At 43.7% G+C, this 22,360-nt stretch carries 20 protein-coding genes; 4 read left to right on the top strand and 16 right to left on the bottom strand.

The genetic code is table 11. The features are described 5' to 3' along the window. Positions 1 to 6: 6 nt before the first annotated feature. The 4 genes from MKX35_RS13190 to MKX35_RS13175 form a co-directional block, all read right to left on the bottom strand. A complete protein-coding gene (locus MKX35_RS13190) occupies positions 7 to 960 on the bottom strand; it encodes an ABC transporter permease (RefSeq protein WP_042190021.1) in 954 nt (317 codons plus the stop codon). Positions 961 to 1,015: 55 nt separating this feature from the next. After that, a complete protein-coding gene (locus tag MKX35_RS13185) occupies positions 1,016 to 2,764 on the bottom strand; it encodes an ABC transporter substrate-binding protein (protein ID WP_076299608.1) in 1,749 nt (582 codons plus the stop codon). 235 nt (positions 2,765 to 2,999) lie between these two features. Beyond that, positions 3,000 to 3,902 (bottom strand): ArsR/SmtB family transcription factor, encoded by a 903-nt coding sequence (locus MKX35_RS13180; protein WP_076284609.1) that lies wholly within the window; start codon positions 3,900 to 3,902, stop codon positions 3,000 to 3,002. Positions 3,903 to 4,307: 405 nt separating this feature from the next. After that, entirely contained in the window at positions 4,308 to 4,532 is a 225-nt protein-coding gene (locus tag MKX35_RS13175) for a hypothetical protein (protein WP_076299607.1), read from the bottom strand. Positions 4,533 to 4,786: 254 nt separating this feature from the next. Here MKX35_RS13175 and MKX35_RS13170 point away from each other — a divergent pair, with 254 nt between their 5' ends. Both MKX35_RS13170 and MKX35_RS13165 read left to right on the top strand, forming a co-directional pair. Next, a complete protein-coding gene (locus MKX35_RS13170; protein ID WP_076299606.1) occupies positions 4,787 to 5,080 on the top strand; it encodes a GNAT family N-acetyltransferase in 294 nt (97 codons plus the stop codon). An 83-nt stretch (positions 5,081 to 5,163) separates the two neighbouring features. Further along, positions 5,164 to 6,009: a GNAT family N-acetyltransferase gene (locus tag MKX35_RS13165; protein ID WP_076299605.1), complete on the top strand. Its 846-nt coding sequence runs from the start codon at positions 5,164 to 5,166 to the stop codon at positions 6,007 to 6,009. Positions 6,010 to 6,087: 78 nt separating this feature from the next. On the opposite strand, the gene MKX35_RS13160 is transcribed toward MKX35_RS13165, so the two are convergent. From MKX35_RS13160 to MKX35_RS13145, 4 genes are all read right to left on the bottom strand, one after another. Further along, on the bottom strand, positions 6,088 to 6,843 hold the full coding sequence (locus MKX35_RS13160) for a hypothetical protein (RefSeq protein WP_143759463.1): 756 nt from the start codon (positions 6,841 to 6,843) through the stop codon (positions 6,088 to 6,090). 25 nt (positions 6,844 to 6,868) lie between these two features. Further along, entirely contained in the window at positions 6,869 to 7,321 is a 453-nt protein-coding gene (locus MKX35_RS13155) for a flavodoxin (protein WP_042190032.1), read from the bottom strand. A 169-nt stretch (positions 7,322 to 7,490) separates the two neighbouring features. Then, a complete protein-coding gene (locus MKX35_RS13150) occupies positions 7,491 to 7,856 on the bottom strand; it encodes a VOC family protein (RefSeq protein WP_076299603.1) in 366 nt (121 codons plus the stop codon). A 92-nt stretch (positions 7,857 to 7,948) separates the two neighbouring features. Next, positions 7,949 to 8,809, bottom strand: a complete 861-nt coding sequence (locus MKX35_RS13145) for a helix-turn-helix domain-containing protein (RefSeq protein WP_076299602.1) — start codon at positions 8,807 to 8,809, stop codon at positions 7,949 to 7,951. A 228-nt stretch (positions 8,810 to 9,037) separates the two neighbouring features. Between MKX35_RS13145 and MKX35_RS13140 the strand changes: the two genes are divergently transcribed. Further along, positions 9,038 to 9,901: a class I SAM-dependent methyltransferase gene (locus MKX35_RS13140; RefSeq protein WP_042129425.1), complete on the top strand. Its 864-nt coding sequence runs from the start codon at positions 9,038 to 9,040 to the stop codon at positions 9,899 to 9,901. 3 nt (positions 9,902 to 9,904) lie between these two features. Beyond that, positions 9,905 to 10,651, top strand: coding sequence for an RluA family pseudouridine synthase (locus tag MKX35_RS13135; protein WP_256716308.1), 747 nt, complete (start codon positions 9,905 to 9,907; stop codon positions 10,649 to 10,651). A gap of 43 nt (positions 10,652 to 10,694) precedes the next feature. On the opposite strand, the gene MKX35_RS13130 is transcribed toward MKX35_RS13135, so the two are convergent. From MKX35_RS13130 to MKX35_RS13095, 8 genes are all read right to left on the bottom strand, one after another. After that, positions 10,695 to 11,126 (bottom strand): MarR family winged helix-turn-helix transcriptional regulator, encoded by a 432-nt coding sequence (locus MKX35_RS13130; RefSeq protein WP_076284605.1) that lies wholly within the window; start codon positions 11,124 to 11,126, stop codon positions 10,695 to 10,697. A 204-nt stretch (positions 11,127 to 11,330) separates the two neighbouring features. Further along, positions 11,331 to 13,772, bottom strand: a complete 2,442-nt coding sequence (gene gyrA, locus MKX35_RS13125) for a DNA gyrase subunit A (RefSeq protein WP_042190043.1) — start codon at positions 13,770 to 13,772, stop codon at positions 11,331 to 11,333. 253 nt (positions 13,773 to 14,025) lie between these two features. Beyond that, the gene (gene parE, locus MKX35_RS13120) at positions 14,026 to 16,008 is read right to left on the bottom strand and encodes a DNA topoisomerase IV subunit B (RefSeq protein ID WP_042190046.1); all 1,983 of its coding nucleotides are present in this window, start codon (positions 16,006 to 16,008) and stop codon (positions 14,026 to 14,028) included. 168 nt (positions 16,009 to 16,176) lie between these two features. Further along, positions 16,177 to 17,166: an ABC transporter permease gene (locus MKX35_RS13115; protein ID WP_042190048.1), complete on the bottom strand. Its 990-nt coding sequence runs from the start codon at positions 17,164 to 17,166 to the stop codon at positions 16,177 to 16,179. Further along, complete coding sequence (locus tag MKX35_RS13110; RefSeq protein WP_076299601.1) at positions 17,159 to 18,139, bottom strand: ABC transporter ATP-binding protein; 981 nt, start codon at positions 18,137 to 18,139, stop codon at positions 17,159 to 17,161. The genes MKX35_RS13115 and MKX35_RS13110 overlap by 8 nt, the downstream gene beginning before the upstream one ends. Before the next feature lie 108 nt (positions 18,140 to 18,247). Then, positions 18,248 to 19,084 carry a GDSL-type esterase/lipase family protein gene (locus MKX35_RS13105; RefSeq protein ID WP_076284602.1) on the bottom strand — a complete coding sequence of 279 codons (837 nt, stop codon included), beginning with the start codon at positions 19,082 to 19,084 and terminating at the stop codon, positions 18,248 to 18,250. Positions 19,085 to 19,334: 250 nt separating this feature from the next. After that, positions 19,335 to 20,078 (bottom strand): CAP domain-containing protein, encoded by a 744-nt coding sequence (locus tag MKX35_RS13100; protein ID WP_076299600.1) that lies wholly within the window; start codon positions 20,076 to 20,078, stop codon positions 19,335 to 19,337. Between the two features lie 258 nt (positions 20,079 to 20,336). Then, a complete protein-coding gene (locus MKX35_RS13095) occupies positions 20,337 to 22,301 on the bottom strand; it encodes a WG repeat-containing protein (protein WP_076299599.1) in 1,965 nt (654 codons plus the stop codon). Positions 22,302 to 22,360 lie beyond the last annotated feature (59 nt).

Here is a 22,360-nt window from a genome sequence, read left to right as displayed (position 1 = left end):
TCCTCTCTATAGCCGAACTCTAGGATCAGCAATCCGGTACAAAACATCCGAAAGCAACGTTCCTATGACGGTAAGTATGGCAATAAACATCGTAAAGCCCATCAGCAAAGGATAATCCCTAAGTCCGAAGGACTGCATATACAGCTGGCCAATCCCAGGCCAATTGAATATTTTTTCAATAATAAGTGATCCGCCAAATAGTGCTGGAAGCTCGAAACCAACCAGAGTAATCGCAGGCAATAAAGCATTTCGCAGAGCATGTGTAAAGAGCACCTTTCGCTCCCTTAGGCCTTTAGCACGGGCGGTGCGGATATAATCCTGTTTTAAGACATCGATCATATTACTGCGGAAATAACGGGTGAGTGAGCCCAATCCAAGGAGGGTCATAACAACAACCGGAAGGGTCATATGCGTTACAATCTCCTTAAAATACGCCAGACCCGTAGCATTACTGCCCGTAGTGATTATTCCACCCGGAGGCAGCCACTTCAGATCGACGGCCAGAATTTTGATCAGAAATAAACCTATAAAAAATGACGGCAGTGACATTGCTGCGAATATAGCGATCATCACGAGAGTATCGAACCATGAATATTGCTTATAGGCTGAAATCACACCAATAATAACTGCAATCACCCACGTCAGAAACGTGGAAACGGCAGCCAGTAGAAAGGAATTCCAAATATAATCATTAAAAAGCTGCAGCACAGGCTTTTGTTGGGCTAAGGAATACCCGAAATCGCCATGCAGCGCATTCTTCATCCAGATTCCATACCGCTCAAGCATCGGCTTGTTCAAGCCGTAGATCTCACGCAGCTCAGCTTTACGTTCTGCAGTCAATTTGATATTTCCAGTTATGAAATCGCCGGGGGTTGATGCATACAGGCAGAAGATCAATAATGATGCCGCAAATAAGATAATGACCATGTACAACAGTCTTTTCGATAAGTAAGCGCTCATGACAGACTCCTTATGATTTGTCCCCTGCTCATCAGAGCAGGGGACACTGTTTTATTTATTTCAGGCTCCAAGTTGGCAGACTGCCAGCAAGACCGATGAACGGGCTGACCGATAGATTCTCAATACGTCCGTTATAGGCGTATACAGTCTTTTTGTAACTTGTGAAAATAATAGGCAGTTCATCATTGAAGAGCTGATACAGCTCTTTGTATACCGCTTTGCGTGCTTCAATATCAGTAGTAGCCAAGGCTTTATTGTACAGTTCCAGGAATTTCGGATTGTCATAATCCGTGATTTCTCCATCGAAGAATTGCATAAACCCGTCAGCCGGATCAGTCAACATACTAGTGGAGAAGGATACGAGATCGTAGTCCCCGCCTTCTACCTTAGATACCAAAGAGTTAAAGTCTGCAAAAACCTCAGGCTGGAAATCGATACCCAGTGCTTCAAAATTCTCTTTAGCTACAGCAATGAAAATATCTGTATTTTTGCTCTTAGAGCCGAGGTAGTGAATGGTAAGCGGTTTGCCATCTTTTTCACGGATACCACCCGCGCCTACTGTCCAGCCTGCTTCATCCAGCAATTGTTTTGCTTTTTCCGGATCATATTTGTAAGGATTAATGCCTTCCTCCGTGTAAGACCAAGAGATAGGGGATGCCGGGATGTTGGCAATTGAGCCTGCACCTTGCGCTGCATCTACATAAATACTCTGACGATCCAGACCGTACACAATGGCTTGACGTACAAGCTTATCCTTGAGCTGTTCATGCTTCAGATTGACTTGCAAATAACCGTAGGTACTTGGAGTGTAAGGAATAATATTCACAAAACCGAGCGCTTTCAGCTTCTCGATATTCTCGTCTGTCGCACTAAAAGAAGCGTAGTCTACCTCACCTGTTTCTACGAACTGCCATACATCGCCTTCCGTAGTTTTATAAATGAAATGTTCCGTTTTGGGTTTACCTTTGAAATAATTCTCATTCGCCACAAAACGTACTTCTTGCCCCGGAATAAATTTTTCCAGCTTGTAAGGTCCATCTCCAAGTGGCTTCTCATGCAGCTTCTTGATGTATTCAAGATCTCCAAATTTATAGTCCTTGCCATAGTAAGCTTTCGACAGAACATTCGAGCCGAGCTGTACCAGCGCTGTTGCGTTTGGTTGCTCAAGTGTCACTGAGATCGTCTGTGGATCAATCACTTTAATCCCTTCTATTGCTGTAGAAGTACCATCTTTATAGGCTTTGCCGCCTTTAACATTTAGTGATGGAAGCTGGGAGCTACCGTCATACGATTTGTCGTATTGGATCGTCCAAGTAAAAGCCACGTCATCTGCTGTCAATGGTGAACCGTCGCTGAATTTCAGATCTTTTCTCAAGTGGAACGTGTATGTAAGCTGATCATCCGAATCATCCCAGCTCTCTGCAAGCTCCGGTGTTGGAACGCCTTTATCGTCTACAGTTACGAGAGAAGCGTATAGCAGTGAAGATACATTGCCATCATAACCACTTTGCTGAAAATACGGAGTAAAAGCTCCGCTTGGGTCCGTTAACCCTACGATAATGGTGTCTGTACGTTTCTGTGCAACTGCTGGAAGTTTGGACAAATCGGTTGCGGTAAAAGGCTCGCTTAGCGCACCCGCAGGAACAGTCTCTGCCGGAGTTGTTGCTTCCACATTGGTTGAATTGGACCCTGCAGCCGCGTTGTTACCAGACGAGGATTCGTTATTACTGTTGTTAGCGCAAGCAGAAAGTAACAGTGAACCCGTAAGCAGTAATGAAGTGATTACAATCGCATTTTTTCTCATGTACCTATCTCCCTTTTCTCTCTAATAGAACAATAACTATAATTCCTACCTGTTAAGTATGAATAACTTCTGATGTTCATTATAGAAAGGTTTTCGAGTTCTGTAAAGAGAGAACTTTAAAAAAATTCTCTATAAACAGAATCAAATGAGAATTAAGACAACTAAAAAAAGCCAAAACCCTCTCTGCATAAGAGAATTCTGACTTTTAGATGGTTATATTTTTTTTGTGAAATGATTATTTTAAATACTCAAATAGCTGCTCATTCATCCGATGAATGCCTTCCAGACGCAGACTATATCCGGTGACATTCTCCCCTTCAATATAGGCATGAAGCAAACCCGCACAACGAAGATTAAAAATATGATCGTGAACAATCCCCTTCGAGATTCCCGCATGCTTAACAATTTCGGTGAATGTTTTGCGACCACCGCTAAGAGCTTGGAGAATTTTCAGGCGGCTTTTTTCACCCAGACTACGAATGGCTCTATACATAAAAGGTGAAATTTCCTCGTTCTCCATCGAAATCCAGGCCGCATAATGACAGATTGTTAATTCACCATAGCAATAGATGATATTAGCAGGCTGAAAATGATACTGTGGAATTAATACAAGCTTCTTAAGCCCATCAGTAGGCATGAAATAGAATCCGTTGGTCGTTTTGTTCACAAAATCAGCAGTTTCCAGTGCATTAAGCTCCATGTTCTTCAAATCCGTATGCTGTTGTAATTTGCTTAGAATCGCAGGATTGCATTGACTAAAGTACTGGCGGTTCCATTCGGAGAGTAAAAATACTACGCGATTACGGTAATCCTCCATATGGCTTGGAAATACCTTTACATATTTTGATAAGGTCTCATATAACTCGCCAACTGTTAACCCTTCAATCCAGTTCAATACACTGTCTACATCATCCTTGAATGGACAACAGTAAATGAGCAGATTCAACATTTTCCATTCATTGTTTAGTTCAGTTTCCTTCAGACGGGATAATAGTTCCTCACTTAGGGTGCTTTCAATTTCAGTAACCCACGCTACCCCTAGGTCAATCTTCTTATAGGATTTTTTGCATAGATAAGTATGTAAGCTATTCAATAACTCATAAATCGATCCAAATTCAACCTCAACTTTGTATTCCACAATGATTCCTCCTGCTAGCGGTTCTTTTCAGTAGTGAGATATTCTCTTAATCTTATTGTATTATCCTGAGAATACGCAAGCTACTTTATAAACGGGAGTGTATAAAAATTCATTGACTGCTGCTTGACTACTGTTTGAATGCAGAATTTATTTGCATCTCACTTTGATTTTGAGATTGCGAGAGTCTAAAAGGGAATTGCTACTCATATGCAGCAGGACATTACAGTTCGGCTCCATCGGTGAACACATACCCTCACGAAGTTGCTATCGGGCACAGTGGACCTTATAAGCAGTATTCCCCCCAATTTGGGGTTCTATCGGACTCCATAGGCGCTATTGGCATAGAAATCGTCTTAATTTGTGCTTTTTCCTAAGGAATAGCTGCAATGGAGTCCGAAACTTTAATCAAACGGCTAAAAATTTGCAATTAGCGTCATCTGAGTCCGAAAGCTCTAGTGGATGATTATGATAACAGGAATTTTGGCCACGCTGAGGTCTCAAGGATTCCCATGAGTCCGGCTGTCCTGGATGTTCCTGCGTCAGAGTGCCAGGAATGTCTGGGCCGGCTTGCGTATCCAGCACACTAGCTTGTCCAGAAATTCCAGTCCTCCCACCTTCTCGGCTCGCCAAAAGTCACTCGATCACGTCTGCCTCCTGTCCCCATTCCGCAAAGCCAGACTTCTTGCAGAACAAACATTACAAAGCAACTGCCTTGAGTAACATGAGCGCATCATTCACACCAATAATCCTAACTTCCTCGATAAATCCATCTATGGAAAGCCATCAAACGTCCAGGGCGAGCAATCAATCTGCTTCGTTCCTCGCTTTTTGCAAATCGTGGTAGTAAAATATAGGCAATAACATTTTAGGAGTGAAGCCATAAGATGCAAATTCAAACTGGAACAGGACGTTTTTTTGTTGAGAATGACGGTAAGGACCTTGCCGAGATCACATACAGTTTGGATAAAGATGCTGGGGAATTGGTCATTGACCACACTCGTGTCTCTGAGGAACTGCGCGGTCAAGGTACCGGTGAAGAACTTGTACGGGCTGTTGTAGATAAGGCTCGAAATGAAAATTTAAAAATTGTTCCTGTGTGCTCCTATGCAGCTCATCAATTTGAGAAGCATCCGGAGTATAAGGACGTGCTGAGCGGGAACACAGGCGAGCGAGACTGATCTCCGTTCCCGTTTCCGTGAAGCTTTATTAACCTATTCGAACTAATACACTTAGTTCAAATACACTTTAGGAGGAAACGGGTTTGACTACTACTGATACTTTGAGAAATATAGAAGAATTACAAGAACGCTGTGAGCAATATGATGGAATTTCACTGAAATTGAATTGGGATATGCTTCGCCAGCCATCAAGCGTAGGAGATACGGAATGGCTCGTGACATATGAAGATGATTTACTCGTCGGCTTCTTAGGACTTTATGGATTTGGAAGCGATATGGAGGTCTGTGGCATGGTTCGACCAGGCTACCGCCGACGGGGCATCTTCTCCTCACTGTGGAACCGAGCGCAAACTATTATCAAACGAGGCAATGTTGATACCCTACTTCTAAACGCTCCTGCTGCCTCATCATCTGGTGTAGCATTCCTTCAAACGCTACCACTAGAGTTTAATCACGCGGAATACCAAATGAAATGGGGCGGAAATTCGGTTGCTTCTTCTGAAGCAAGCTCAGCCACAGGGACTGTGATCTTACGCCCTGCTCGTGAAGACGAAGCCCCAATTCTCGTTGAGCTGGATTGTGGAGGCTTTGACATAAAGACTGAAGATGCTGCCGAACTCTATGACCTGCAGAAACAGGAAGGCCTGCAAGAACATATTATGATCGAAATGGACGGACAACCTGTTGGTAAAATGCGGCTGTGGACCGAAGATAATGAAACCTGGATTTATGGATTTACTGTCAGCAAGAAGCTACGTGGGCTAGGCATTGGACGAAGTGCACTTCTTCAAACGATCGAACGAGAACGTAAAAACTATAATGGAATTAATCTCGAGGTCGCTCTAGATAATCCCAATGCGCTTAAGCTATATGAAAGCTGTGGCTTTATCATTCAGAATAAACAGGATTATTACCGTTATATCGGCTAATCCATAGAATTAAAGCCTCCTGTCTAATGGGCGTTCTCGCCTGTAGAGCAGGAGGCCTTATTTTATTATTAGGAGTAATCACATGAGCCCAAAGCCTCCAACATTAGCTTCGCCTCTATCATTTCTAAGGTCGCTACAGTTTAATGAGCCATCAGCGTGCACTTCCTGCTCCAGAAATACAGATAACAATCGAACATAATCCAAAGACTCCTTATACGGGACTGCATTTCCCTTGTAAGAGTATTTACGACCGTCTAGCAAGGAGTAGATTTCCACGGTCTCCGCAGGTTCACCGTAAGCCGCATAACAAAAGACGTTTGTCATATGCAAAAAGCCCGCAATAGTATCCTCATTGCCATTCACCATAAATTTCTGAATGTTCAGGCTTCGACCATTCTGAGTAGAATTCCAAGCTAATTGAGTAATCATCGAAAGCTCCAAGCTCAGCTCCGGGACTGGCACATACCACTGCTCGTATAGCATTACCGGAATTTCCAGTAAATGATTGGTCGAAACGATACGCATTAGTTCATCCGCTATACTCGTCTTGATATCCCAATATTGCAGTAATGAAGGAAAAGCATCCCCCCTAGGTGGCCAACGACGCTCTAACAGAAATTGTATCGGTGTCTCCCTTCGAACTTCAGGCAGCAAACTATAAAAGTCGTTAAGTGTATGCCCTACAGCATATTGAACCTGCTGGCGCCAGCGTGGGAGCCCGGTCGCTGGAGCTCCGCTTGATAAATTCTCGGCCCCTCCAAGCATAATGTGCTCCACTCGATAATCATGCAGTCGTTTATATGGAGGCGTATGTAAATTCACTTGTTTCTTCATCCAACTTCCCGCTGGCCCGCCCATCCTATGATGCCACCATACAAGCTTCGATAAATTGACGACCGAATTGACGGCAAGCTTCTTTTTCAGCAGCGTTCGGGCCATATTCAATCTTAAGACTATCCTGTAATATCACAGCTCCACGTTCCTTTAACTTCTCCACGAATAAGTCCACGGCTCCACAATAAATCGCGTAACCTGTGTCTCCACTGCCAAAAACTGCTGATTTCATAGCGGTCAAATCAAGCTCATCCATCTCCTCATAGAAATCAAGAGCTTCATCAGGTAGCTCACCATCTCCCCAAGTGTATGCTCCCAACAGAACGCCTTCATATGAATTTATCTCAACCGCGTTACATTCAGTGACCGATTTCAAAACGGCTTCACCGCCTGCTTGGCGTATTCCCTCTACAATCAATTCAGCCATTTCCTCAGTGTTTCCAGTTAGACTGGCGTATGCCACTAGCACTTTAGTCATCTTTCTGTTCCTCCCATTACTAAACATAAAATTTAAATGATGTGTGCTTCACCCTCATTCTATTTGATAATGATTATCATTGTCAAATGAATAAAATAAAAAAAACGCAAACTCCCGTTTATTCACACGGTTGATGTTTGCGTTCAATCCCTTTTTTGTTCAAAATTATTTAGTATGCTCCTTCGAGCAAGGTAATGTGATTACCATCTGGATCGCGGAAATTCATTTCTTTCCCGCCATACGCCATCGTAACCGGTGGCTGACAATCCAGTCCCTTAGCCTTTAACTGCTCGTACGTCTCATCGAGATTATCGCAGCCGAATACTAAATTAACAAAGCCAGTCGTGAGCTTTTCCCATTTCGTCTCATCCCAAATGATGATTCCAGGCTGCTTCTTGTCGAATCCAATCTTTGCGCCATCAAAATTGCCGTAGCCTTCGAACGGAATTGGAATCCCTAGCACCTCCGAATAAAATGCAGCCAACGCAGCAGTATCCTTAGTGTAGATGTTAGTACCTTCAAAAGACGAAATCATAATTTGTCCCCTTTCGTTCTCATCATCATTGTTTTCATTTCTTACTTGAGTTTAACAAGGCTAGCACCCTTTGTATTGCAAAATTGCGACATTTATCTGCCCGCATAGACTAAAGCCTCAAGTGGTGTTCTTCCTGCATATTTCTTGAAACTGTTTATAAAATGAGGCTGGTGGCTGAATCCATACGTAAAAATAAGATCCTGCATATTCTTCGTCTGCACAGGCAGTTGATACATTTCCCGCCATACATTCTGAAATCGCACAAGGTCAGCTGTTTTTTTAGGCGATACACCTATGTATTCTTGAAACAGTCTTTCTAGTTGACGTCTGCTTAGATTAGAGCTGGTTTCCAAATGCTCAGCTGTTACCACACCCTTTTGTTTAATTAGGGTATAAATTGCATTCATCATCCGATCATTAGTCCGTCCACCACGCTCAAGACGCTGAAAAAGATAAGCCTCAGCTGCCCCTATCCTTTCATTCATAGAATTTGCTTGTTCCAGCAGAAATCCTAGCTCTTTTTTAAAAGTACAAAAGTATTGGTCCACATCTACAAATGCATTCAGGACATCCCGGAGATGGTCATCTGCAAAAAAATGAACGGCCCAGAAATGAAATCGGATACCAAAGGTTGAGATCATACCTTCCCCTCTGTCTGAAGGGACTTCAAAAGGAGCATCATTGATGCCGGAAAAAACGGTAGTTGTTAAGCCTGTCGACTCATTCAGATTCCAAATAATGTCCATGCATGTATCTGGAATAATTGTTTCCATTCGAGGTTCGTAACCAGATGCCTTGTCCACTACGTGAACGGAGGCCTCTGTAGGAATACGCGGTGTAACAGAACCCCAGAAACAGCGAATATATGGCTGCAAAGCTTGACTGGGTAGAAATTCACTAGTTTGTGCTGGATTTGCAGTTATCGGGAAATATAGAGGCGCAAGATTGAACATAAGCTGCTATTCTCCGATCATAAATATTGTAAAGACTCTGATATCTGATCATACACAATCATTGCTTGATCTACCAGAATAATAGCTGTGAGCATGGAAATATTATACACATAATCTTCATTGGATAAAATAAGTAGAGTGTTGGGCTTGTGCGTATTTTGTTTGTAGCTATATGGTGAAATGATGTACAATAAAGGCTAAATGAATTTTTGAAGGATGGATTAAAAAATGTATATAGCTAGCGACTGGAAAGACTATGAAGTAATTGACACTGGCGGTGGAGAGAAGCTTGAACGTTGGGGTGACATTATCCTGCGCCGTCCGGATCCACAAATTATTTGGCCACTCTCCAATGAGACAGCGAAATGGCGTGATGTACACGGTCATTATCACCGTTCCTCAGCCGGTGGTGGACAATGGGAAATGAAGAAAACAATTCCGGATGATTGGAAAATTAGTTACGGAAAATTAAAATTCCATTTGCGTCCTACAAATTTTAAGCATACAGGGTTATTCCCTGAACAAGCGGCCAACTGGAGCTGGATGATGGACAAGATTGCGGCTGCTAACCGTCCGATCTCAGTACTGAATCTATTTGCTTACACTGGTGGAGCTACTGTAGCCGCCGCAAGTGCCGGCGCTTCTGTTGTTCACGTGGATGCAGCCAAAGGAATGGTGCAATGGGCAAAAGAAAATGTCCAGCTGTCCGGCCTGGGCGATCGTCCAGTTCGCTACATCACGGATGACGTATTCAAATTCGTACAACGTGAACAACGTCGTGGTAGTAAGTATGATGCGATTATAATGGACCCGCCTTCCTATGGAAGAGGACCTGGCGGAGAAATGTGGAAGCTGGAATCCAGCTTATATCCTTTCCTTGAGAGCTGTATGCAAATTATGAGCGACAAACCTTTGTTTATGCTAATCAATTCATACACCACTGGGATTTCTCCAACTGTCCTACGTAATATGTTGTCGATGACCATGGGTAAACGTTATGGCGGGAAGCTCACCTCCGGTGAAATCGGTCTTCCGATCACTTCCTCCGGCATGAACCTGCCATGCGGTATTCTGGGACGCTGGGAGGCGTAAGCCATGACACAGCATTTATCTGGCAGCAACGAGCCGCTGGACGGAATGTCGAAGCGCTTCGAAGTGTTATACGAAGATAATCATCTTCTAGGCATAGTGAAGCCCGTGAATATTCCTGTTCAGGAGGATGCTACTGGAGATCCTGATCTGCTCAACCTGCTCAAAGAAGATGTGAAGGAACGCTTTAACAAGCCTGGCAACGTCTATATGGGGCTAGTCCACCGCCTGGATCGTCCGGTTGGGGGTGCAATGATCTTTGCCAAGACATCAAAAGCAGCATCAAGACTATCCGAGTGTGTCAGAACTCACAGCTTTCATAAGGTGTACTTAACGGTCGTGCACGGAAAACTACCAGCATCTCATGGCCGTCTTACCGATACGCTGCTTAAAGACGCCAAGAGCAATACCGTCACTGTGGTCCGGAAAGGAACACCCGGCGGTAAGGAAGCCATTCTGGATTACACAGTACTTGGCAGCGCTGAGGGTTACAGCCTGCTCAAGATCGATTTACTTACCGGTCGTTCACATCAAATTCGAGTGCAGCTCAGTTCCATCGGCTGCCCCTTATACGGTGATCAGAAGTATGGGGCTTCGGTGAACAGACCTGGACAGCAAATTGCACTGTGGTCTGCACTTGTAGGCTTTCCCCACCCTGTTACTAAAGAAGAAGTAGAACTTATTTCCCTGCCTCCGCAAACCCATCCTTGGGATTTATGGTCCAAGGAATTACAAAAGAAGGCTATCCGTTAATGGATGGCCTTCTTTTTTTGAAATAAAGTGTTGTTGTATATATTCATGGTGTAGAACCTTCCGGTGCAGTTGTAACAACCATTTTGCCCATTAAATAGAGTAGTAGCTGTTGATTATGAGAGGATATCGGATCAAGCGCTTCTGCAAAAAAATCACTGCGGATCTTCAAACCACGTACAGTCTCCTGCGTTCCAATTTCCGTTATACTCACCCATACAATACGGCGATCCGCAGCATCTCTCTCCCGAATGATAAGCCCATTTTTCTCCATCCGATCAAGTAACATAGTAACCGCTGCAGGACTGGTCGCCAGATGTGGAGCCAGATCAGAAGGCTTCATGGCATCACGTTCCTGAAGCAGTTCAAGTACTGTGAGTTGGGCATCCGTTAGCGATGGGGCAAGATTACTGTCCATATGTAGTTTGTAATCTTTTAAAATTTTATGCCAAATTTTACTGAATTCAGAAGCGTGCACACTGATTCCTTCCTTTCCTTGCGGTTCTATCCGGTATAACTACATTTTCGCGAAACAAATTCCATTTCCTGCAAAAGAAGAAAAATAAATCTTCTAAACTGATAAGTGAGAAAATTAAAAAAAGGCACTTAGTCAGTTCTCAAGAAGAATTGACTAAGCACCTTGATAAGTTATTTTAACAAATCTGTTTATTACTAGTTTGTTTTACTTAACTGCTGGGAAAAGATTAACAATCTCATCCTTTTTCTCCACAGGAACAATCTGTTTGCCTGTAGAACGACGCTCTCCAAGTGGTGCAGATTCAGAAGAGAATGTATGATGTGCATTCTCCCGTGTAATTGCATTAAGTTCCAGCGGTTCTCTGCAATAGAAAGCCCCTGCCAATTTACTGCCATTTGGTCGTACTCGCTTGCCTTCCTTAAATTCAAAGGTTGGCATCCCTTTGCCACCGCGGCTTTGAGATGGATAATCCACTAGTAATGAACGTTTCGCATATCCGATATCGGAGATAGAAAGGATCTCACCTTCATCTTCACTGACCCAGAAGCAAGAAATCACCTCATCGCCCTCACGAAGCTGAATGCCTCTTACACCGGATGCAACACGGCCCATAGGATTAACTTCATTCTCATGGAATCTAATACTCATTCCTTCACGAGTCACGAGTACAATGTCCTTGTCATTCGTACTAGTAGCCACTGTAATGATCTCATCACCGTCTGCTACCTTACAGGCTGCTACGGCTCCAGAGCGGCTTGTAGAGTATTCCTTGAGCTCTGTACGCTTAACCTGACCTCTGCGGGTGATAAACACGAGGCTTTGCTGCGGATCATCAAGATTATTGACCGGAATCACGCTAATGATTCCATCCCCTTTAGACAATCCGATAACGTTAACAATCGCAGTACCTGGTTCTTTCCATTTAAACTCTGGAATCTGGTGAACCGGAAGTAAGAAGTACTGCCCCTTGCGCGTAAAGACCAGCAGACTGTCACGGGTATTCACATCGAGCAGCTTAACGATATGATCGCCTTCTTTAACGCCTGATGTATGACGTTCCCCACCAGAGCGGGTAAAGGAAAGCATACTTGTACGCTTAATATAACCGTCTGCGGAAAGTGCTACTAACACATCCTCTGCGTTGACCAGCGCTTCAAGGCTAACCTTAAGCTCCTCAACTTCGCCTTGGATCAGCGAACGGCGATCGATCCCGTATTTGTCGCGGATCTCCAGCAATTCCTTACGGATTACAGCTACGAGCTTCTTGTCACTTTCCAAAATGCCACGCAGATGTGTAATCTTTGCCATCATTTCATCCAATTCTTTTTGGAGTGAAGTAATCTCCAAATTCGTCAGACGATACAATTGTAAGGTAAGAATAGAATCCGCTTGACGTTCACTGAACCCGAACATCCACACGAGATTGTTCTGAGCATCCTGACGGTTCTTCGATGCTTTGATGGCAGCGATGACCTCATCCAGAATATTCAGTGCCTTAACCAAGCCCTCTAAGACATGAGCACGGTCTTCTGCGCGTTCCAGATCAAATTGGGTGCGATGAGTCACTACTTCACGCTGATGCGCGATATAAGCCTCCAGGATGGCTTTAAGACCAAGCTGTTGCGGAGCCTTGTTGACAATCGCCACCATATTGAAGTTATAGGTGATTTGAAGATCGGTTTTTTTGAGCAGATACGCCAAAACGCCTTGGGCATCCGCTTCTTTCTTGAGTTCAACTACAATCCGAAGTCCTTCTCGTCCACTCTCATCACGAACTTCAGCAATGCCATCGATTTTCTTCTCTAATCGAATATTCTCCATGGAGGTAACTAGTCGTGATTTTACAATCTGGAATGGAACTTCCGTAATCACGATTTGTTGCTTGCCTCCACGCATATTTTCAATCTCAGTCTTGGAGCGTAAATAAATACGGCCTTTACCAGTGCGGTAAGCATCCATGATGCCGTCTCCGCCCATAATAGTGCCGCCTGTAGGGAAATCCGGACCTTTCATAAAGGTCATGATATCTTCAAGTTCAATATCCGGCTTCTGCATCACTGCGATACAAGCATCAATAACCTCACGTAGGTTATGTGGCGGAATCTCAGTGGCAAAGCCTGCGGAAATCCCACTCGTGCCGTTTACGAGTAGATTCGGATACCGGGAAGGAACAACCACAGGCTCTTTGGCTGTATTGTCAAAGTTGTCCTTAAACAGCACCGTCCGCTTCTCGATATCACGCATCATCTCCATTGCAATCGGAGATAAGCGTGCTTCTGTATAACGCATTGCCGCAGCTGGGTCATCGTCCATCGAGCCCCAGTTGCCATGACCGTCAACAAGAACATGCCCCATCTTCCATGGCTGTGCCATACGAACCATACCGTCGTAAATCGAGGAGTCACCATGTGGATGGTAATTACCCATTACATCCCCGACGGTTTTGGCCGACTTGCGGTACGGCTTGTCAGGCGTGTTGCCAGAATCGTACATCGCATAAAGAATACGGCGTTGTACAGGCTTAAGTCCATCGCGGACATCGGGAATCGCCCGGTCCTGAATAATATATTTGGAATACCGACCAAAGCGGTCACCGACGACCTCTTCCAGAAAAGCCGGCAAAAATTGTTCTGATAAACTACTCACTTTGCTCACCTTCTGTTCCTCAAACTGCCCGTTTTAAAATAGTGTGGTAATTCTCATGAACACTCCAGGGATTTTTGGACTTCCGGCCGCTGTTGTCTCCAGATTTCTTTGATTACACCGCTAATGCGGATAAAATCGGGAGACAAAGGCGGGCGCTATCGCTCCTACAGTTCCAAAATTCCCCAACGTTCCAAGAATCACCAAGCTTTTTGAAAATCGGGATTATCGTCACTTGCAGCACTACTAACTGCAACTACTCTACAATTTCAGTGAAATCGACATTCTCAACAATCCAGCGTTTACGTGGATCGACTTTATCACCCATCAGTGTAGAAACACGACGCTCAGCCTTAGCAGCATCCTCAATCTGCACCTGAAGCAGTGTACGCGATTCTGGATTCATCGTTGTTTCCCACAGCTGATCAGGGTTCATCTCACCCAATCCTTTATAACGCTGAAGCTCGAAGTTTTTGCCGAATTCCTTTAAGTAATTTTGCAGTTCTTCATCACTCCATGCATACCTTACGGTTTCCAGCTTGCCCGTTTTGCGGGTCAGCTTATAAAGCGGAGGCTGAGCAATAAAAACCTTTCCGGCATCTATTAACGGCTTCATATAACGATAGAAAAATGTCAGCAGCAGCACCTGAATATGCGCTCCATCTGTATCCGCATCGGTCATAATGATAATTTTGGAATAATTGCTGTCTTCGACGGTAAAATCCGGACCAATTCCTGCACCAATCGTGGAAATGATCGCTTTATATTCATCGTTCTTCAGGATATCCAGCAGCTTGGCTTTTTCCGGATTCATCGGTTTCCCTTTTAGCGGCAAGATCGCCTGAATCTTTGAATCACGGCCTTGCTTCGCTGAGCCACCAGCTGAATCACCTTCTACGATAAACAGCTCAGTTCGTGTAACGTCCTTAGACTGCGCAGGTGATAATTTTCCGCCAAGATTCGAGCTCTCGCTACGTTTCTTACCTGTACGGATCTCATCGCGGGCTTTGCGAGCCGCTTCCCGAGCCTTCGAGGCCTGAATTGATTTTTTCAGAAGGCTCTGTGCTACCTGTGGGTTTTCTTCCAGGAAACGAGCCATATTCTCAGATACGATATAGTCTACTGCACTACGAGCAGAAGCACTACCAAGCTGATCCTTCGTCTGTCCAACAAATTCAACCTCGGACATTTTGACACTAATGACAGCCATCATACCTTCGCGCAAATCATTTCCTTCTAAATTCTTATCCTTTTCTTTAAGCAGCTGTGTACGTCGGGCATAATCATTCAACACACGAGTATACGCGGTCTTAAAGCCTGTCTCATGAGTACCGCCGCTACGAGTAGGAATGGAGTTAACGAAGGAAGCCAAGGTTTCTGTATAGCCTCCATTGTACTGAAGGGCTACTTCCACTTCGATATCGTCCTTTTCAGCGCTGAAGTGAATAACATCATGTAGAACATCCTTGCCCTCATTCAAGAACTGTACGAATTGGCTTGCTCCACCCTCGTAAAAGAACTCGTCCTGACGATTGCTCCGCTCATCATGCAGCGTAATACGCAGACCGGAATTCAGAAAGGCAATCTCCTGTACTCGCTCTGCCAGCGTATCATAATTCAGGGCAATTCCATTTGGAAAGACGCGAATATCCGGTTTAAAAGTAATTTTCGAACCGGTTTTGTTGGTGTTGCCCAGAATTTCAAGGCCCGTTACAGGTTCGCCAACATGCTCTTTCCCCTTCTTGTCCACCCAATATTCAAAACGTTGACGATGGATTTTGCCTTCACGATAAATCTCTACTTCAAGCCATTCAGACAAAGCATTCGTTACTGAAGCCCCTACGCCATGCAAACCGCCTGATTTCTTGTAACCAGATCCACCGAATTTACCGCCTGCATGCAAAATTGTAAATACAACTTGCGGCGTTGGCACTCCTGTCTTATGCATTCCAGTTGGAATCCCACGACCGTTGTCCGTCACCGTTACTGAGCCATCTTTGCGAAGTAGTAAGTCAATCTTCGTACAATACTTGGCTAAATGCTCATCCACAGCATTATCTACAATTTCCCATACTAGATGATGTAGTCCCGAAGAACTTGTACTGCCGATATACATGCCAGGTCGTTTGCGTACTGCAACCAGACCTTCGAGCACTTGAATGTCGTCAGCATCGTATCCAGTACGGCTATTCTCGCCGTTATTAGAAACTTCAGCAAACATATCGATCTGTTCGAGCATTCATGCTCCTCCTTCTTTTCTCTATACTCAAGCATTAACGCCTTCGGCGTCCTTATAAAGACGGTAAGCCTTTAAGCGAGAAATATAAGACATACAGTATAAGTGCAAAACTTATACTTTCTTATATCTCTAGAAATGCAAACAAACGTTTTCGTCACTTTGTACATTCTAATTCAAAATATCCCTTTTCGTAAAGACGGCGAATGAAATGATCACCGAAGCAGCCCCCCATACAGCCAGTACAGCCATGGAAAATGACAAGGACATCCCCTCTATGGGTGCGGGAGTTCCTGACAAATAACCGGTCAGTCCAAGATTTACCATAAATAAATATTTCGCTGTTGTCCAGGCTGAGGCCATATTAGTCAGAATATTTCCAGCGATCAGCGCTGCCATCATAACCACTATACTAGCAGCAGTGCTCCTTACAAGTACAGAGATCATAAAAGCAAGCAGGGCAACTACGACACTTACGAACCAGACCAATCCACCTTGCATAAGCATATATTTCCATTGTGGTACTGCATGCACAGTAGACATATCCACCGAGTCTCCACTGATCTTAAAGCCTGTAAAGACAGGGATATTAAAGCCCTTATATCCAAAAGCAAGACCAGAGATAAGGTAGCTGATCACAAAGGTGGAGAGCACAATAAGCGAGACAAACATAAGCAGAGCCGCTAATTTGCTAAACAAAACTTTCCAACGCTTAACTGGCCTTGTCAGCAGCATTTTGATCGTCCCTGTAGTTCGCTCCGCAGAAACTAAATCCGAGGCTACCGCCATAATGAGCAGCGGAATAAATAAAGTAACGGAATTATCCATAAACTCACGGGTAAAGGTAACGCCACTTGGCTCGTTCGGATTCACATCATGGTGAAGGTAGTACTGAAGCTGCTGTACAAATATTCGCCGATAAGTCTTCCATTCCTCTGGAATTCGGTCGCTACCCAAAGAATTTTGATTATCAATGATCTGCTGCTGGATCTCCAGGCGCCAATCGGAGTTGAATTTATCTCGGCTACGCTCAGCTGAGCGCATTTGAGCGTAGGTGAACATAGGCACCAGTACAATCAGAATCAGCAGTATAACATAAAACCGTTTCTTTTTTATGATTTTTAAACATTCATTACGGATTAGCGGAAGCATATTATTCAACGTTCTCACCCTCCGTTAGTTTCAAGAATAGCTGTTCCAGTGTCGGATTGATTTTATGCACAGCCCTAACTTCGATTTCAGCAGTCACCATAACAGCCACAATCTCGGGGATCAAATCCTGCTCCATAATTGTGATTAAAGAATTCGGGCCCATACCTGCAATTATTGAATCATCCAAGGTAACGTCTTCCAGATTCTGAATCTGAATATCTGGGCGATCAGTCAGTAATCCCTTAGCAACAGCAAAAGGCTCCAGCTCCCAAAGTACATACGGAGAATTTCGAGCGATCAGCTCATCAACCGCACCCACTGCAAGTACTCGCCCTTTACTAATAATTGCAACACGGTCGCAGAGAAGCTGGATTTCACTAAGTAAATGACTCGATACAAATACCGCTAAACCCTCATCTGCTAGTTTGCGTATAAATTCTCGCAGCTCCTTAATTCCCTTTGGATCTAAGCCATTTGTAGGCTCGTCCAGAATAAGCAGACGCGGACGTCCCAGAAGAGCCTGCGCTATACCAAGTCGTTGTCTCATCCCAAGCGAATATGTACTTACCTTATCATGGATTCGTTGATCCAACCGAACGATATCTACAACTTCACTAATACGTGCATTATCTATACCTGGCTGCATTCGGGCAAAATGCTGTAAATTCTCCCATCCCGTCAAATAAGTATATACCTCAGGATTCTCAACGATAGAGCCGACAAATTGCAACGCTTTTTCCGGATTTCGGTTCACATTGTAACCACATACCGTAATCTTGCCCTCGCTTGGACGAATCAAATCGACAAGCATTCGAATCGTAGTTGTCTTCCCAGCTCCATTGGGTCCGAGGAAGCCAAAGATTTCTCCTTCTCTCACATCAAACGTAACATCATCTATAATCCACTTTCGCCCTATTTTTTTCCGTACCCCGTCTACAGACAAGACGACCGGGCTGGATTCTCCACTGTTCGCTTTTGTCATATTCTCCTTAGCTCCTTGTTACTGTCATTTCCTCGGCTAGTACTTGCTCAAAGGATATTTTATCTAATACAAATCATCATTCTTAGAAAGCTGGCTCTCACTTCTGTTCTAGTGTATAGCCTGAATGAATCGCTCTCCAATTCGTTGATAGCCATCCCCATTCGGATGAAAATGATCCGTTGATAAGTATTTGCCCAAATGCTTGTTAAACAAGTCGAAGGTTGGAACCAATGTCATATTGCTGTGCTTATTAATAATATCCATTGCTGCATTATTCCACTTCGCAACCGCCTGATTACCTGGTACAAGTAGATCTGGTATATCACCAAAGGGATTGTATAACCCCATATAATAAATTTGAGCGTTTGGATTGATTTCCGTGATTTTCTCCAGAATCTTACCTAATCTTTCTACTGCTTCCGGAAGGGCTGCTAGCAAAGACTCTGGAGTCAGCTCTTGATCAGTCGTGGATTCACTTTGAAGTGCGCCACTATTCTGCAAAATATTGGAGTCCTTGAATAAATCATTCCCTCCGATCGAGAGCAGAATGACATTCGCCATATGCAGCGCGTAATCTATACCATCTTCATCCAGCTTGCTTTGCAGTCCAGCAGTTGTTAAACCATTAATTCCCATATTACCCAGTAAATCAACTTCGACACCTTTAGCGGATAAACCACTAACCGTACGCTTAACAAATCCTTCTCCGGTGTTATCACCAGTTCCCTTGGTTAGCGAATCTCCGAGAGCAACAACTTTGAGCTTCTTAACCGTCTCCGTCACTGGAGCGGCTGTTTGCTGAGGTAAGTTGGTCCCTGACGCTTCTCCAACCGGATAGATGATGTCTCTGACCGCATAAACTAAACCTACAATTAGAATTATTGTTGTTACTATGGAAATCAGGCTGACCGTGCGCCATGTCCACTTTGAATCATTCAAAGCCATCCCTCCGTGTGCCGTTCTATTATGTATTGTTCCACATTTTACAAAGATCTTAACTATGTACATAAACATAAATCTTCCATACCGGTTTTGCAAATGTCTAAAATAGAAATAAATCCAGCTAATCCGCTTATTTAACCCGAATCTGAATACGAAAATTTTTCAAAAAAATTTAGCGATTAAAGTTTGGGTACAAAAAAACGTTCCCCGATTTTCATCGGAGAACGTTTGATTCCAGCAACATTTTTTTCGATTATTTACCAATAAATTCTTGAACCCAGTAGTTATTGTCATAACCTACACCGATATAATTGAAATTAGCATTCAAAATATTAGCCTTGTGACCAGGACTATTCATCCATGCTTTCATTACTTCTTCTGGTGTTTTTTGGCCCATAGCGATGTTCTCGCCTGCAGCGTTATAAGTGATACCAAAGGATTTCATCATATCGAATGGTGAACCATACGTAGGTGAAGTGTGTGAAAAGTAGTTATTAGTACGCATATCCGTAGCCTTTGTAGCTGCTACTTTATGAAGGCTGTCCAACCCAGAAACAGGCTTCAAACCAGCTGCTGCACGCTCTTTATTTACCAGCGTTACGATCTGTTGAACATAAGTTCCTTTATTGCTCGCAGCACCTGTAGTAGGTGTAGTTTCTGTAGGTTTAGTTACAGTAGTCGTATCCGAAGGCTTAGTTACAGGCTTAGTTACAGTAGTTGTATCCGAAGGCTTAGTAACCGGAGTTCCGGTAGATGTATCTTTATTTGGAACCGTTCCTGTTTGAGGCTTGGTTACCACGATTGTGCTATTAAAAATAGGGAGTCCCTGTAGGTTAGCTTGTTTTAAATATTGTAAAACCTGCTCATAGCTAGTACCTGATTTAATTACTGTTACCTCAGTTGAGGCCGCATTCGCTTCGAGTGGAAGAGAAATACTAAGTGCCATAACAGCTGCTACACTACCACCAATAATTGCTCTTAATCTCTTGTTCTTCATTCTGCCATCTCCTCTTTCTTGTGTGTAATATATGTTTCTGCTTAGAGTGACTAGCTACAAATGTTACAAAGTTGTAATTTGTTCCTCAGTCATTGTAGCATAAATCTATCAGCTGTGCTCTTCTAATTTTTAACATTTACTAGTCTTGATTGTAAGTTTCCTGAGCATGAATTGCATTCGATATTGGCGTTAAAAAGCAAAAAAAGTCGCCATTCTCGAGAGAATAGCAACTTCTGTGTGCTAATAGATAATAAGTAACTAGTGAAACGATTGCCAAAATTCTCCCTCAGTAGAGATAAGTCCCATAATTTCTGCATAAGGAATACGGAAAGTAGGAAAACCCGCAGAATAAGGAGCAATCTCATAAGGTGCGAAATAAAGATATAACGCTTCATTATCTACAAAGAAAGGCTGAGCTGAGGTAATTCCTTTATACGTATCCGGAAAAACATAGGAGTACTCAGGATCATTCTCAATCTGCTTACCTACGATTTTACTGAGCTTCTCCACGTATCTACTTCCTGGCTTGAACAAATCACCTAGCTTATAGAACCTTCCGTTACGTACATTAGTATGTGTATAGATTTTGGTAGGCATGCCGTGGGCTGCTCCAAAAGGATAACGGTAACCCGTTAACTCCAGCACTAGAAGGTTTTTGCGGAAAAAGGACACTGAAAAATCACCATTATAACTGAAATCCTGTGTTGCTCCATTACTACCTGGGTCTTCGACTAGCGAAAGCTTCCGTAATTTATCATTAACCTCTCTAGAAACTTCCGCGCTTGCAATTCCTTCAACAACCGGATAGTAAACCAGATAATCCCTGTTCGGTTTGTACTTCTTCTCGACTACGGAATATGGAGGTCTCAGTGGGATGACTCCATTTTGCCTCCAAATCTGCTTCCCTTGACGATCGTAATATGCTGTACGTTGATCTATATCTGCTCTAATTAGGCGTCCACTGAGGGTAAGTGTTCCCGTCCCTTGAATAACTGGAGGCTGAGCTGCTCTTTTTCCAGTTCGATCTATAAAAAAAGTCTCCTTAGCATCATATACAGATGCCAGTCCGTCCTGATAATTATTCACACCAAGCAGGGTATGATTGCTCAGAATTGCTCCTGTCTCTGCATCAGCGATAATGTAACGTGAGCCTCGATAAGGTTGACTAGGGAATATTGGTGTTCCTATAGCTGCTCTACCTTCACCAAGCTGCAGGACTTCATAATATTTCGCGGGGATAATCATTTTTCCTTGTTTATCAATCAGCCCGTAGGCGTTGCCATAGTTCTCAGCGGTATTCACCACTGCACGCCCCTCAGAGAAAGGTAAGGCAGAAGTAAATTGTGGCTGAATAGCTACTGTTCCATCCGTGTTTAAATAGCCGTACTTACCGTTCTCAGTCGCTTGATAGGAGAGCAGCCCATCACCCGGACTCCCTACGAATGGGTGATTGTACGTATAGAGAATCTTCCCTTCAGGATCAATGAGTGCGTACTCTCCCTCTTTAATCTTGACCAAAGCCACACCATTCATGAAATCATTGGCGTCCACATAAATTGCAGGCAAAACCTCTTTGCCTTGCGCATCTACATACCCATATAGTGATGGACCACCCGTTGTAATTTGTTTCGAAAATAATGCAAGTCCCTCATGCAATGAGTTTAGATAATCATAACGGGCTGGAGTCACCTCTTTACCTTTTTCATCGATAAATGTGTACCCTTTCGCATCTGATACTACTGCGCGTCCTTCCGAAAAAGGGGCAATAAACGAGTAAATGGGCTTCACCCGCTCCCTTCCAGAGCTGTCGATCAGTCCGCTACTGTTTTTTCGTTGTACAATTGCTAGCCCGTTCTTCTGAAAATCCTCAGCATATTCGTATCTAGGTTCAATCTGAGCACGACCTTCGTCGTTAATATATCCCCAGAGCATACCCTCTTTAAGATTAAAGGGCGCCGGATGTAGCCCAGTATTCCTTAATTCGTCATCAACCCACTCCGGTAATACATACGGCGTCTCATAAGGCTTATTAGAGTAGTCTACACGATATAATCCCGCCTCTGCCGGGATCGTAACGAACAGCTCCTCTTCTGTGCGTATGAAATCTTCTTCTTGCTGCGTAATATATTCGTTCCAGCCAATGCCGTCCCATCTCCATACATCCGCTTGCAATGGACCATTGTCATTCCCTTTCCCCAGCTCATTCAATCTAATCCTTAACATCGAGTCGCTCCCCTTTAACAAAGGCATTTGCCTATAGAATATGGGAGAATGTTGGTTTA

The sequence above is a fragment of the Paenibacillus sp. FSL R5-0923 genome, assembly GCF_038009145.1.
GTDB lineage: Bacteria > Bacillota > Bacilli > Paenibacillales > Paenibacillaceae > Paenibacillus_AQ.
Note: the sequence above shows the minus strand (reverse complement) of the source record. Positions and strands in the feature narration are given on the sequence as shown.